Raw genomic sequence first — 14,686 nt, 5'->3', positions numbered from 1 at the left:
TCACTGTTTCCTCCGTCGTTTTCTTCGTCGAGCACGATGAATAATATTGAGCGGTCGATTGTCCAATTCATTCATGGTTTGAACCGTTGATGAAAAACCTAATCGTAAAAGACGTTCGAATAGATCAAGGCCTGCACTTCTAAAATCTGACCCCATGCGCTGTAGGGTCATAGCAATACTCGTCAATGCAGGATCAGATAAGTAATAGTCTCTAGATGACTCATTTTTAGGATTTAACTCCAAATGATCCAGAAGTAAGTTTGAAAGTTTCAAAACTAACTCAGGCTCTGAAGTTATGAACAATTCCAGCATTTCGGCAAAATGATAGACACTGACATTTTGAAGTATTGTGGGATATTCGGCTGTTGCGCTCAGAATTCTCTTGGAGTTCCTGTTTGGAACGAATCTATTAGACAAGAACACACCAGCGAGAGCTTCATTAATTTGTGTGATCTCTCGCTTTACTAATTTCTCGAAGGATTCGGTTGCCAATAGCTGACTATCACTCTCTTTCCAGAGGTTGGCAATAGCATAAGCAAATCCTTTTAGTAACTGACTATCAACTTCAGTTTCTGGAGAGCTAAAATTTTCGACATATTTATTAACTGAATTAAAACCATCATTAGCGAGATAGCTACTTCCATAGAGTTCACCTTTGACTTGATGTGCAAATGGCCAGTTGCTATTTGCAATCTGATCACTGAAGTTTGTAAACGTTTCTTCTCCAATAAATTTACGAAGAGATACAATTAAATGCACACCATGAAAAGAATCACGAACCGTTGGATATTTTGAAAATAGTCTTTCAAGAAAGTCGACGGCCTGAGTTTGATCACAGTAATGCAACATTCGTAATTCACGACAAAAAACTTGCCAAGTTTTTTGTTTTTCTGGGCGTTCCAGGTGTCGTTCAAGAACTGAGAGCCAGTCTTCTGCCGCCGGCGGTTTCTTTCTGATCAAACCGAAGGCAATTGCGGACAAGATCGAATAGGTTCCGTGAGGGATTTGAATTAATCCTTGCTGATCAAATAGAATGCTATGTTTTTCATTATCCTTTTTCGATTCTTCAATTTGTTCCTCATCGGAATTGTTTTTAGTTGGAAACTTCCAGTTATCAAGCCATGATTTTAACAGATCGCAGATATCATCAGGTAACCCATCTAGTTGATCGACTCTACTCGAACAGGCACTGGCAACAGAATCCTGAAAATGGTGAGAATTGAAACCAAGCTTGGCAAGGTCACGAATCAAATCAAATAGTTTGTCGGTAGAATAATCGCTCTTACTAATTGCATTTATGATGTGGTATACGGGAGTTTGCTGATCAGTGTTGCGAAATTGTTTGACCAGTCCAACTGCACGATCAGGATATTCTTTGGCAAGTTCAGCTAAAGCGCGAGAGCCTTCAATAGTTCCTCCCTTGAATGCTCGTCTGGGATGATCCCAATCAGTGTCATCAGTGAGTTCATCAAACAGATTGAGAATGTCAGAGTCCTTGGCTTTCTTCATTTGTTCTGTTGACATCGGACTTTTGACTTCCGTCATCTCGATGCGTGAATCACTGGAGTTTAATCGAGCTTTTACCGTTGGTAAGGCAAGTTCTTCCGCTTCCATGATCGATTTTGATTTTTCTGAAAGCAGATGCTTCGGGATCGCCATAAGTAATCGAAGTCGACTTTCTCGGTCCCACTTTATTCTATCGCGTCTTAGTTCTACCGTTTCATCCGAAATATTTGCATGGTATTTTGTCCAATTATTGATAAATTGCTCCAGTTGTTGAAGCTGCTCAGTGCTTAGGTTCGGAGTAAGCTTGGTAATCAATTTACGTGACTCCTTGTGGTAATCATCAAAATCACCAATCAGAAGTCTTCGTGGGTCACTTGTCAAAAAATCCATCGACAATTTGACTAACGTAATATCTAGTTCAATAAGTGAGTGGCAGATCAATCGCTGCACTAACATAGCATCAACATCCATAGTACTACGGACAAATTCTTCAAATGCAGTTGGATCGTTGTTTCCCAGTTCCCTAAGTGCTATTCGTATCGCTTCAATCAGAGGTCTCTTAGAAGAATACTCACGGTCAAACTCATAATGAAGAATGCTGGAATCACGGAACTCATTAACAATATAATGTGGTAAGTCAAGTGTTGGTTCCAGTGCTTCTAAGAATAACGACCACATCTCATTGAGAAATTCAAATGGTGCAGCTTCAGCAATCGCATCCATTCCATAGCGATCAGAACTATTCTCTATTATCTGTCTATATGGATTATTAGATTCGTACCTCCACTGAGCGAATATTTGCTCTTCAGAGCTAGCTTCTGGTGATAATTCTTCCCTTGAAGAATCAACTGATGATTGGGCAATCTTCAATTGTTTCCTAAATTCCGTTGCTAAGATACAGGGGGCCAATTCAGGTTTGTGTTTTGCGACATTAGTCGCAATATCCGTGATGTACCACTCTTCGATTTGCGATCTTTCAATTATCTGACAAATGGTATCAACTGTATCCATAGACCAATGAGTAAATTGATCAAATATACGAAATGTGAATAGATCTTTATCGGAGTCGTTAAACCAATTCTGTTTCAGTAACGCTAGTGTATCGTCTGGGATTCGACTAATCATGACTGATAGTAGACCAACTAACTGCCATTCTATTCCTGTTGGGTCTTGCATCAGTGCAGTAATCTGACTGTCCTTAAGCCTTAGAAACCAACCAGTGCTGTTTGAGATCGAATTTATTGCGCGTTTTTTAAAGTCATCGTCTTCCAGCCATTTCACCAACCACACTTCTTCGAGATCATCAGGATCTTCAAGTCTTCCAAGAAAGTCCAGTAGAAGATGCTGAATATGAAGCCGTAATGGTTCCGTACACAATCTCCTCATTTGGTCAGTATATGTTTCTCTTGAAGCCTCACGGAGATACCCAAGTGTGCTCCAGAGAGTAGGACGTACAAATAAAGCATGCTGTCTTGCAATTACAAAATCACAGAGGTCAATATCGCCTTGTACAACAGCGCGAGCTCGTGCATGACTGAAAAGAGTCTGATGCTGGAAGCCGAATTTCAACCCATTTTCCGACAGTTTAAAAATGCCATCGGCAACCAGTTGATCAAGCACACAACGATGGTCATCAAAACGAGCAACTGGAAGCCAAAGTACTTCTTTGTCTGACATTTCTTCAGAAACCATTCCAAGTAATTCCTTCTTTACGACAGCTTCTGTGGAACGAATTACTTTTTGATTCCATAACTCTTCTAGCATTTCCTGGTATGAGGCAAATACTTTTTGTTCGGTCGTACCATTAAGGTGTTCGACGAAGATTTTCAGATTCTGAGGTGTGCGTAAAATTTCCTTGAAACTATCAGACCAGTTCGATCCATCTATTTTCAATTGTTTGAGGACTTCATTTACTGACTCCCAAGATGGTAATTCCAATTGAAATTTTTCTGCTTGAATCGTTTGGAATCTTGTATCATGATTAAATTCAAATACTCGACTAGATGCAATAATGTAGACATTAGGAGTTTCCGCTAGTTCATGAATCAGATTCAGCAAGACGTTAAGCCGTTCCGAGTGCAAATCCACTAGATCGGCAAGGGCATCAAGCTGGTCTATCAACATGACAACCTTATGCTCATGAGCTATTGTCTTTACACAGTCTGCTACAGTCGCGCGGAGTTGGAGACGTTCGGCAAGTTTTCCTAAAGAATCAATATTTACATCAAGGGTATCAGCCTTGATTCCCAAACAGACTACCCCTTTTTCATGAACGCAATTAGCCAGATGCGCAAGTAATGCTGATTTGCCACTACCAGGCTCGCCAAGCAGAACACAGTTATAGCAAGGATTTGATTCAATGAGATTCAAAAGAGTATTAATCTCTGGCCGTTCAATCCACTGTGAATCAGCCAAAGTTCTTGGCCAATTTGTGAGGGACTTCGAGGCTAATACAAATTGCGAACGGATTTGATCATTTGAAAGTGAGGGTGGTGAAAAAAGAGAGTTCTCTGGCTCACCGTCATTAGATGAAGGCAAGAAGTGATCAAAAGCAGAATATATTTCTTCATGAACATCTTGACGGACGTCTGCCCGATTTGCATCTATCACTTTATGAACACTAAAAAATTCCTCAATCAATTCTGGACAATATTTTTTGACATCTTCAGTAATCGCAATTCCAGTCTGCCGATCTCCAAAGGGCCACCAGTCCCGTGCAAATTGTTTTAACTCTTCAGAAGGAGGTTTTTTTAAATATTTTTCGAGTCGTTCGTCTGCTATTTTGATCCATTCAGATTGATTCTCAAGTAAATCTTGGACGGTAGCGGACAGATCACTCGCTACAAAGAATATGACCTCATCTGGCTTCTTAGGAATCTTACCTGATAAAACATTGACATAAACTTTTGTCATTTCTGAACTGATATCAGAAAGATTCACATTTTTAGCAAAGTTCTTACATTGGATTAGTCTGATGTGACCGCTTACTGAAGTATGGATGATATCCCGCCCCATGTCTGAGGTCTTACCGTAGTAATAAATACGGTCATGAGGATGTTTTGCTTTTAGTAATAAGAAACAAAGAACCTCAAACTCGTCACCAGTCAATTTGGAAAAAGGTAGCAAATGGTGATCACGTTCTAACCACGGAGGCATGCTCTTAGTGGAACCAATCTCTTTCAAAGCATCATCAACAGATTCTGTGATAGTTCGGGACATTGATTAGTTCATCATATTTTAGTGATAAGGATGAGCATAAGATCCATCGAAAATAAATCCACTTCATTGCCAATTGTATCCTAGGACAAATCACATTTTCAAAGCAATTAGTGTCCTTTTCACTACAGCCAGATTTTCATCTCCAGTAAGTAGGTGATATTAGGTAAAATCGTTTTGGATGTACCTTGCGTCGTCTACCCTTTTGTGTGTCTGCTCAGAATACTAATGGCGGCTAGCGCCGTGCCGCTCATTTTTGACTGCTTTGGTTTGGTTGCTGAATGGGTGCCTGTATTTTTCGATTGCATTTGAGGGGAGGACGTTTGCGATGCGGTGTCTGGTTCTTAAATTGTTTCTTTTGATTAAGGCATGTTATTTGTGGTGTCATCATCATCGTGAATGGCGGGAGGTGGTCAAGTTTGAGTTTTGCGCAGTTTTGTCTGAGGGTTGGCATTTTCGTGACGGGGAGATTGCGAAATCAGGCTCTGGCAGGGTCAGATTGAGTACCCAAAGTAGTGATGATTGGGAACCGGTTTCTGTGTTGCCGGTTGAAACCTTGCTCAAACGAGAGGGTTTTATAGTGACAGGATCGACAGGAGAGAAAGTATTCACCGATAAGAAAAATTTCCTACGCGCGCGCGACGCAGATCAGAGAGTTTCGCGAGTGGCGTGTTGACGTCAAGGGGTGTTTTTTCAGTGGTAAAATCGGGATGGGAATGATGACGGATTTTTTTAATAACACCTGGAAACAAGGAGGTTTGCTGTAATCTCATCAAACTGGCATCGTCTGTGCTGAACACAATTGCCGTTTCATTGTTTGTGTCAATTTTGAAAAATTTTGCAACTTGATGACTCTCAGACAGGTAAACCTGATATACCGGGTAAAATATTGGTACACTGACTTTGCCAATCTTCAATCAAGTAATACGAACACTCGTTCTTAAATTCCAGTCGAAGGGGATTTTTCGTGCAGACCATAATTTTCAATTCCTATCTAAAGCGTTCGATACTCACACTCTGCGTTCTGGTGACAGGCACATTTGCCTGTTTGCAGTCAAGTTCTGCTGAAGAACCCCGCAAAGCAAAACTGGATTGGAACAAGCCGATCGCCGTGGCTTCGATTGCCAGCATAGACCGGGTACTGGAAGACATCGATTATTTGTTTGGAACCGTGGATAAGCCAGAATACCCTGCCATGATCAAGGGGTTTCTTGCTCAATATCGAGACCTGGAAGGTTTGGACAAAACCAAGCCGCTGGGAGTCTTTGTATTTCTCAACGAGGGTGTTTCCCCACAACCCACGGTGGTCGGATTCGTTCCGATTAAAAATCTGGATGAATTAACGGCAACACTCGACGAAGTCGGTTTTGTATTGGCACCTGTTGAGGGAAGCAAAGATCGTTACACACTGGCATTACCGAATTTCTCGGTACATCTCAAAATGGCTCACGGATATGCGTTCTTCCAACTGAAAAGCGAGGCTCTGGATCGTGATTTTTATAATCCCGATGATTACACACGTGCTTTAGCAAAAGAGTACGACATCGCGGGATCACTGTTGTTGAGCAACGTTCCTGAACCGATGCGAATGATGGCCGTAGATCTCTTGAACGCCAAAATGGATGAGAGTTTACCTCGTAAGCCAGGTGAAAATGACATTCAATACCGCGGCCGCAAAGAAACGACGTTGTTTCTCTTAAAACAATTCGAAATGATTGCCCAAGATGGTGATAACCTGACTATAGGGTATACGCTTTCGAAAGATAAAAAGCAGATTCTGCTCAATATGGGAGTCGATGCAAAGCCGGGCTCTAAGCTAAGCAATGAATTAAAAGCACTTTCTCAGGCATCCAGTCAGTATTCTTATTTGAATGCAAAATCAGCGGACTTTCTGGGGTACAGTCTACTTCCATTGAGAAAAGATGTCGAACAGAAAACGATCCTTGATTTATTAGAACAATCGCAAGTCAATATTCCTCCGGTTTTACTGGGCGATGAATCGAACCCGGGACCTGTTTACAAAATCATGGAATCGGTCAAAGCCACCATTCGTTCGGGAAAGCTTGATAGTCAGATTCAGATGTTACAGACCTCAAAAGAAAAGCCGGCTCTGATTGCCAGCGTAAAGCTCTCCGAAGGAGATGTGTTCAAAAAAGGCGTACAGGACTTTTTTGAACTGATTGCACAAGCAGAAGATACAAATGGAATGGAAGGTAATGTTGCTGAAGTGGAAGGAGTCACCATTCACAAAGTTGCTCCCAAGGATTTAAAGAAAAACGCAAAAGACTTCTTTGGAGAAAACCCTGTCATATTTATTGGCTGTGGTCCTGATGAATGCTGGCTGGCAATGGGAGAAGAAGAGTCTCTGGATCTGTTAAAGAAAAATATTTCTGATCGAAAAAATCATTCCGGTGATAAGAAACCGGGGGCCTCTTTTCTACTTTCATTAAAATTCGCCTCGATCATTCCTCTCGTCGAGGACACTGCTAAAAACCGGGAATTTATTGAATCTGCGAAAGTCGCGTTCGCCCCGGGTGGCGACTTGATGACGTTTTACCCTAAAATCACAGCCAATCGAGCCAGTCTCAATCTGGAATTGGGTGAAGGTTTTATACGGCTCATTTCATTAGCAATTGCAAACCGTTAACAGAACCCGAAGTCCGATATGTCTGAATTCAACAGCGAAGTGCTGCCTTACCTCACAGCAGGCTTACCGGGAATAGGTGGAATATTAAAAAGTATTGCGGAAGACTTTATTGTTGAGGAAATCCCTGTTTATGCTCCGTCAGGAAAGGGCGATCATCTTTTTCTCTGGATTGAAAAACGCAATCACTCTGCACAATTCCTCGTACAGACATTAGCCCGGCAATTACAAATCAATTCTCGCGACATTGGCGTGGCGGGGATGAAGGATCGTTATGCGGTGACACGCCAATGGGTCTCCGTGCCGGCGGAATGTGAACCGCTGCTGTCTGAATTTGCCTTTGAAGGTATCACGATTCTGGAGACTCAGCGACATGAACGGAAGCTGAAAACTGGTCATCTTAGAGGAAATCGCTTTTCGATTCTGATCAGAAACCCTTGTGAAGAGGCATTCCCGAAAGCAAAAGCCATTCAAGAGAAAATTCAACAAGAGGGTTTCCCCAATTATTATGGTAACCAACGAATGGGCCGCGAAAACGAAACTCTGCTGATGGGGTTGAAGCTATTAAGAAATGAACGTGTACCCGGGAAATATGTTCGCAACAAATCTTTAAAACGTCTTGCATTGTCGGCGGCGCAGTCTTGTCTGTTTAATCGCGTTCTCTCTGATCGTATTTCCGATCACATGTTGCACATGGTTTTGCTGGGAGACGTGATGCAGGTTTGTGAGTCGGGCGGCATTTTCGTTGTGGAAGATGATGTGGAACGGGAACAAGAACGGTTTTCACTTCATGAGACCGTCATCACCGGGCCCATTATGGGCCCTAAGATGAAACAGCCTACGCACGGAGTTCTAGAACGCGAGCAGAAGATTCTTGATGAATTTTCTCTCGAACTCTCTCATTTTTCGCGTTATAAAAAACTGACTTCCGGTGCCCGCCGACCATTTCTTATCTGGCCCGATCAACTTAAAATAGAGCAGACAGACGATGGCATTTTATTCCAGTTTGTTCTGCCCTCTGGCGTGTATGCGACGATGTTATTGAGGGAATTTATGAAACAGGAAAGTTCCGTATTGCCATCCAGTGATTCGCTTTGAAAGGTTTTTTCCTGTGAAAGTTCTCATTGATCAAGATCAGATCAACTCACGCGTCGTTAACCTGGGACGTGAACTCGCTAATGAATATCAAAACAGACAACTGACTATTATTGGTATTTTAACTGGTAGTCTGGTCTTACTGGCAGACTTGATTCGCGCGATCGATGTGCCTCATCAGGTCGGTCTGATTCAAGCATCCAGTTATCGAGATAAGATGACGGCTGGTTCGCTGAAAATCAATTTAGATTACTTGCCTGACATCACCGGGAGAGATGTGTTACTCGTTGACGATATCTTTGATACCGGAAGAACAATGGAAACACTGTTGGAACAAGTCAGTCAACGCGAACCACTCTCACTGAAATCTGCAGTGCTTCTCTGGAAAGAAGAAGCGACCGAAGTCGATCTCACTCCCGATTATCACTGTTTTAAAATCCCCAACCATTTCGTTGTCGGTTATGGCCTGGACTTTAACAATGAGTACCGACACTTGCCATTTATTGCTTCTTTAGAAGGCTCAGATTTAGTTTGATCCGGTTCAGTCGCTCACGATATCAGACATCGAGGTTTTTCACATCCAATGCATGCTTTTCAATAAAGTCCCGCCGTGGTTCAACGATATCGCCCATCAACACACGGAAGATTTCATCGGCAGCAGCGGCGTCTTGCATTCCCACCTGGAGTAATACTCTTTTTTCGGGGTCCATACTGGTTTCCCAGAGTTCCTCCGAATTCATCTCGCCCAGTCCTTTGAAGCGGGTTAATTTTAGACCTTTTTCGCCGATATCTCTGAGAGAAGGAAGTAATTGTCTGAGGTTGGTGAGACGAACGTCGCTGCTTCCACTATGAATACAAAAAGGGAAGATTGGTTCGCCATTCCGATTTCCCGGAGAGTAGAGGTCTTTCAATTTGATTCCGTATCCTCTCAGTTTTTTCAGCAGTTCGTTAATAGTACGGATTTCATGTAAGTCAGTGACTTGCAGCGCGCCTTCTTTTTCGAACTCTTCTTCACCATTCTCTTTAGCTGGCTCTGCTTCTGACGTTTCACCATTGCCGTTGTCATCGGCAATCTGCAATTCATCGCCTCGCTTCGCTTCTTCTTCTTTGAGAAATTCAGACATTTCCTCTTGAGTTGAAAACCAGAACTGTTCCTTACCCAGAAAGATTCGATATTGAGGAAGTAATCCTTCTTCAGTGGCAAAATTATTTGCCATGAATTTCAAATCGATTCCACGCCGATCAAGGGTGTCTAGTGGCTCTTCCAGTTCAGAGATTAAGTCGACCAGTTTCTCTAACATCTCACCTTCAAAGATGGTTCCATCTTCGTGTTCTAAATTCGAACCACCAAGAGCTAAATCAACCAGCTGACTCATCATCTCCTCTTGAGTCTGAACATACCGCACTTTTTTGCCTTGAGTCACACGATACAATGGTGGTTGTGCCACATACACACAGCCATGATTTACCAATTCCCGCATGTGGCGAAAGAAGAATGTTAACAGCAATGTCCGAATGTGACTGCCGTCAACATCGGCATCGGTCATCAGAATAATCTTGCCGTAGCGACGTTTTGTGACGTCTTCCAGAGCTGCTCCGGGAGGCACGCCAACGGCTTTGAAAATATTAGAGATTTCCTGGTTGTCTAAAATCTTGACTAATTGTGCTTTTTCGACATTTAAAATCTTACCACGGAGTGGCAAAATAGCTTGTATGTTAGAATCCCGACCTGTATCGGCAGACCCTCCCGCGGAGTCACCTTCCACCAGGTACAGCTCGGTAATATCGAGTTCACGACTACGACAGTCACGCAGTTTCTCCGGCAAACCTCCCGTAGTGAGTGCCCCTTTTCGACGAACCATCTCACGCGCTTTTTTTGCCGCTTCTCGTGCTTCGGCAGCCAATAGTCCTTTAAGAGCGATTTTCTTAGCAACTGCAGGATTTTCTTCGAAGAATTTTGTCAAGTTTTCATTAACGACAGTCTGCACGATGCCTTCAACTTCACTGTTACCCAGTTTTGTTTTTGTCTGGCCTTCAAATTGGGGATCAGGCACACGGACGGTAATGACAGCCGTTAACCCTTCACGGAAATCGTCACCACTGGGTGTATAATCTTTGAACAAATTTGTTTTTTTACCATATGCATTAATCGTTCGTGTCAACGCACCACGAAAACCGGAAAAGTGGGTTCCCCCCTCAAGGTTATAGATGTTATTTGCAAAACAACGGACATTCTCATGAGAGCCATCATTATGCTGGACAGCAATATCGACCTGAACTGCTTCCTGTTCTCCTTCAATATGAATGATTTCTTCGTAAAGAGAATTTTCTGTGCGGTTCAGGTGTCTTACAAACTCAACCAGGCCCTCTTCATAATGGAACTCGTCGGACTGACCAGAGCGTTCATCAGTAATCCGAATTTTGACTCCGGCATTTAAGAATGCGAGTTCCTGAAGTCGTTTAGTGAGAGTGTCATAAAGAAATTTAGTATCTGGAAAAATCGTTCCATCAGGCTTGAATGTAATTTTTGTACCATGTTTGTCGGTTTTTCCCAACTTTTGTAACGGCGTTTTGAGAGCACCTTGTGCGAATGACATCGTCCAAACATGCCCTTCGCGACGGACTTCAGCTTCCAACCACTCGCTAAGTGCATTGACGGCTGTAATACCAACACCATGTAAACCACCGGTTCCTGTTTTATATCCCCCTTCTCGATCGAATTTTCCTCCGGCGTGAATCTCTGTCAAAACAACTTCAAGTGCAGGACGATTATTCATATCCGGCATCACACCAATTGGAATGCCACGACCATCATCGCTACAACTGACACTGCCATCAGCATTGATTTTTACATTAATTACTGAGGCATATTTGTTAACACATTCATCGATCGAATTATCAACAACTTCATAGACGAGGTGGTGCAGTCCTCGCAATGTCGTATCACCAATGTACATTGCCGGTCGTGTGCGAATTCCTTCTACACCTTCTAAAGCACGAATATTAGACTCATCATAGTCTGTTTGATTTGTATCTACTTGATTTTCTTCTGTCTCACTCACGCTAAATCACTCCCGTGAATTAATAAAATTGTTTCTACTCTGAGAAACGTTGACCGATTAATTGTCGGCTTCAATCAGTTCTTTCTTATTCCTTGAATCGAACTAATTTGAATTATTTTTTTGCCTTTGATTTCAACCGAAATCGAAGATCGCGGACATCCTGTTTTCCATACTCTGTCTGTAATTTTTGCAGCAATGATGTCTTATGAAATGAATTGAGTTCATTTAATAAAGCTGAGTTTTCGACACCAATCTGTACGACTCGATTTTTAATCCCAAGAACCACAGTTTGACCGGCAATCTTTTCACCCGCCGCCTGTTCCCAGGCAGCCTTTAAGCGCTGGTCCCCCTGGATACGACCTAAACCCTTTAACGCAATCAGCTCTGATAACGCTTTAGATAGAGGAACCGCTTTGGGAATCGCATGAGTCGATTTGAATTCATACTGTTGTGACATAAATTACCGTGCTTGTGATAGAGGCATGATAACATATGTGTAACCGTCGTCTGTCTTAAGAACAGCAGCGCTGTCTGAATCGATCAATTGCAATCGAATATGTGCTGCCGAATCTAAGATTTTGAGGAAATCAGCGAGATAACGCACATCAAACGTAATCACGATTTCATCACCTTCGAAAGGAATTGGAATTTCAACCTTTGATTCTCCCACAGAAGCGGCAACACTTTTCAACGTCAACAAACCATTAGCAAAAATGAAATCTACGCCCCGTGTTTCCACATCCGTTACGATCTGAGCCTGACGTGCGGCCCCATAAAATGTCCCCACTTCCAGATCAATATTGTAGGTTGGCTCGGGTGGAATGACATCACGGTATTTGGGAAATCTTCCTTCAACGAGTCTGCCAAAAATAGTAGAACGGCCACTTTTTACGATGACATCATTGGCACGAATGGCAATCTGAATACTTCCCTCATCACCAATTAAGGTTTTCTCAATCAGTGACATCGCCTTAGCGGGAATGACAGGACGATTATTCTGGTATGCTTCTTCTCCTTGATAAGTACACGCCGACTCTACCATGGCTAATCGCCGACCATCGGTAGCAGCGAGCGTTAATTTATCATTTTCAACATCAAATAATACGCCTCCCAGGGCATATCTGGTGCTTTCCGGATCCGTGGCAAATACCGTGCGTCGAATCATTTCACGAAATGATTGAATAGGAAGTTCGAAAAAGTTCGATTCGCTAAATGATTCAACAGAGGGGAACTCAGAAGGATCATTCACTGAAAGGCGAAATTCACTTTTTCCTGCCTGAATCAAGATGTAATCCTGATCTGCACCATCATCCTTTTTCAGCTCAATTTCTACAGAATCGGTTGATGCTTCGCGTAAGATAGCAACCAATTCGTGTACGGACAGTAAAATCTCACCGGGTACCATCACTTCGACTTCTTCAAAGTCAAACCGAATGCTGACCTCCAAGTCAGTTCCACTTAAGGTTGCTTTACCATCGCCTGCTTCGAGTTTAGCACACTTTAAGATTTCTTTCGGCGAACGGGAACTAATGACGCTTCCAATCATTTGGAAACCAGAGAGCAGTGTGGACCGTGAGCAACTGAGCTTCATGTTTGAATCAACTTTTGTAAGGTTGCGAGTTGGAAATATGTGAATGCCAATGTCATTTTAGAAAGCTCTTTTGACAGGCAGAAATAGCGAATTTTGAGATGATTTTATTTTATTGAATTTCTTTGAATTTCACAATCATCTGGGGGCATCGAATCTCGACAACAGAGTTGATTTTCAACCTTGTTTTACTATTAAAAGATTTTATTTAGTAGTAGTAGTATCAGAAGGGGAATTTCAATGTGGATATTGAAAAGATAAGCAGCATATCTAATTGATACTAAACAACTTATGAATACATGTGTTCTATGTGTCGATGTGGATAACTTGTTCGTTTATCAGTGAAGAAGAGTGGAATGAATGGTGAGTTTTGATAGCCCTTGTGAAAGTGGCAATAGGTGCTGTGAATAAACACCTGAGTTACTGATAAATATCAACTGTGATTGAACACGTTATCCACAAGATGGAATAATCAAATCAGGAGAAATGAGAGAAGAAAAGGCAATCTGATCGGTCTTGTTTTTGAATTTTGTTTGACTGTTAAAAAAGGTATATCCCAAGTCGTTGCTTGATGCGAGATACTTGTTGTCGTAATCCTGGTGATTTTTTAAGATCGCGTTGAATTTGACGGTAAGCATGAATAACCGTGCTGTGGTTTTTTCGATTAAAATAATCAGCAATTTTTGCTAAGGATTCCTTTGTCAGCTCTCTCGACAAGAACATGGCGCACTGTCTGGGAATAACGATTTGTTGAGAGCGATTTGCGGAGCGAATTTCTTGCAAGCTGGTTTTAAATTCACGACAAACGGCCTTTGATATTTTTGAGATGCTCGTTTTGGGGGGCTCTATGTTTCCTTCCAGATACTGTTTCACAAACTGTGAGTTGATTGGTTCTTGATTAATATGACTCACGGTCTGGAGTTGAGTTAATAGTGCGTATAACTCGCGTGGAGAGATCGCTTTTTTATGGGCAATTGAGGAAAGCTCTTTTTTCTGAATATGAATCTGTTCGAAGTTAGCCCAGAAGGTCAATAATTCCAGGCGGCTTTGATATTTTAAGGGACTGATTAATGCACAGACTCCCCCATGAAATCGGTTCACAAGTTTCTTTTGAAAATGAAGCAGTTCTCCCGGTGGATTCGTAGAAGAAATCAGGACTCTTCCACCCTGTTTCATAATTTCGTCTAACAAACTCAATAATTCCCGCTGAGTTTGAACGCGATTTGCTAAACTTTGGATATCTTCAAGAATGAGCAGGTCAAGCGAACGGAATTTTCTTTGGAATTCAGGAATACGATTGTTCGTAGAAGCAGCAGCAAACTTAGCGGCAAACTCGCTGGCAGTAATTAGTTTGAGCGATAATCCAGGATGAAGTTCGTTGAATTCCGGTAAAATGCTTGTAATCAGAGCTGTTTTTCCACACCCGGAAGGTCCATAGAGATAAACTAATTGCGGATCGGGGGTATCAATTGCGTGTAATAATTCGCTAATCGCTGTGTGCGCGTATTGGTATTCTTTTAAGATTTTAAATGGTTTAACAGACATGGATTGCTGTTGTTTTACGGCTCTTGACAT

Annotated in this window: 8 protein-coding genes; 3 read left to right on the top strand and 5 right to left on the bottom strand. The window is 42.2% G+C overall.

Going from position 1 to position 14,686, the window contains the following annotated elements:
- Positions 1-4,725, bottom strand: coding sequence for an ATP-binding protein (locus V144x_RS00040; protein ID WP_144979516.1), 4,725 nt, complete (start codon positions 4,723-4,725; stop codon positions 1-3).
- A gap of 964 nt (positions 4,726-5,689) precedes the next feature.
- Here V144x_RS00040 and V144x_RS00035 point away from each other — a divergent pair.
- The 3 genes from V144x_RS00035 to hpt are packed head-to-tail and all read left to right on the top strand — an operon-like array spanning position 5,690 to position 8,996.
- Positions 5,690-7,369 (top strand): hypothetical protein, encoded by a 1,680-nt coding sequence (locus V144x_RS00035; protein WP_144979513.1) that lies wholly within the window; start codon positions 5,690-5,692, stop codon positions 7,367-7,369.
- A gap of 18 nt (positions 7,370-7,387) precedes the next feature.
- Positions 7,388-8,464: a tRNA pseudouridine(13) synthase TruD gene (truD, locus tag V144x_RS00030; protein ID WP_144979510.1), complete on the top strand. Its 1,077-nt coding sequence runs from the start codon at positions 7,388-7,390 to the stop codon at positions 8,462-8,464.
- 13 nt (positions 8,465-8,477) lie between these two features.
- Entirely contained in the window at positions 8,478-8,996 is a 519-nt protein-coding gene (gene hpt / locus V144x_RS00025; protein ID WP_144979507.1) for a hypoxanthine phosphoribosyltransferase, read from the top strand.
- 22 nt (positions 8,997-9,018) lie between these two features.
- On the opposite strand, the gene V144x_RS00020 is transcribed toward hpt, so the two are convergent.
- The 4 genes from V144x_RS00020 to V144x_RS28220 all read right to left on the bottom strand — a co-directional run bounded on the left by V144x_RS00020 (position 9,019) and on the right by V144x_RS28220 (position 14,686).
- On the bottom strand, positions 9,019-11,523 hold the full coding sequence (locus V144x_RS00020) for a DNA gyrase subunit B (protein ID WP_144979503.1): 2,505 nt from the start codon (positions 11,521-11,523) through the stop codon (positions 9,019-9,021).
- A gap of 112 nt (positions 11,524-11,635) precedes the next feature.
- Positions 11,636-11,980, bottom strand: a complete 345-nt coding sequence (locus V144x_RS00015; protein ID WP_144979500.1) for a DUF721 domain-containing protein — start codon at positions 11,978-11,980, stop codon at positions 11,636-11,638.
- Between the two features lie 3 nt (positions 11,981-11,983).
- The gene (gene dnaN / locus V144x_RS00010) at positions 11,984-13,114 is read right to left on the bottom strand and encodes a DNA polymerase III subunit beta (RefSeq protein WP_144979497.1); all 1,131 of its coding nucleotides are present in this window, start codon (positions 13,112-13,114) and stop codon (positions 11,984-11,986) included.
- Between the two features lie 537 nt (positions 13,115-13,651).
- A complete protein-coding gene (locus V144x_RS28220) occupies positions 13,652-14,686 on the bottom strand; it encodes a DnaA ATPase domain-containing protein (RefSeq protein WP_197998688.1) in 1,035 nt (344 codons plus the stop codon).

Origin of the sequence: Gimesia aquarii (assembly GCF_007748195.1) — a bacterium.
GTDB classification, from domain to species: Bacteria; Planctomycetota; Planctomycetia; order Planctomycetales; family Planctomycetaceae; genus Gimesia; species Gimesia aquarii.
This window is presented reverse-complemented; position numbering and strand designations above follow the sequence as displayed.

What these genes read in the sequence shown, in the direction of transcription:
- V144x_RS00015 (WP_144979500.1), bottom strand. Translation starts at nt 11,980, where the DNA reads ATGTCACAACAGTATGAATTCAAATCGACTCATGCGATTCCCAAAGCG.
- truD (WP_144979510.1), top strand. Translation starts at nt 7,388, where the DNA reads ATGTCTGAATTCAACAGCGAAGTGCTGCCTTACCTCACAGCAGGCTTA.
- V144x_RS28220 (WP_197998688.1), bottom strand. Translation starts at nt 14,686, where the DNA reads ATGTCAAGAGCCGTAAAACAACAGCAATCCATGTCTGTTAAACCATTT.
- V144x_RS00040 (WP_144979516.1), bottom strand. Translation starts at nt 4,725, where the DNA reads ATGTCCCGAACTATCACAGAATCTGTTGATGATGCTTTGAAAGAGATT.
- dnaN (WP_144979497.1), bottom strand. Translation starts at nt 13,114, where the DNA reads ATGAAGCTCAGTTGCTCACGGTCCACACTGCTCTCTGGTTTCCAAATG.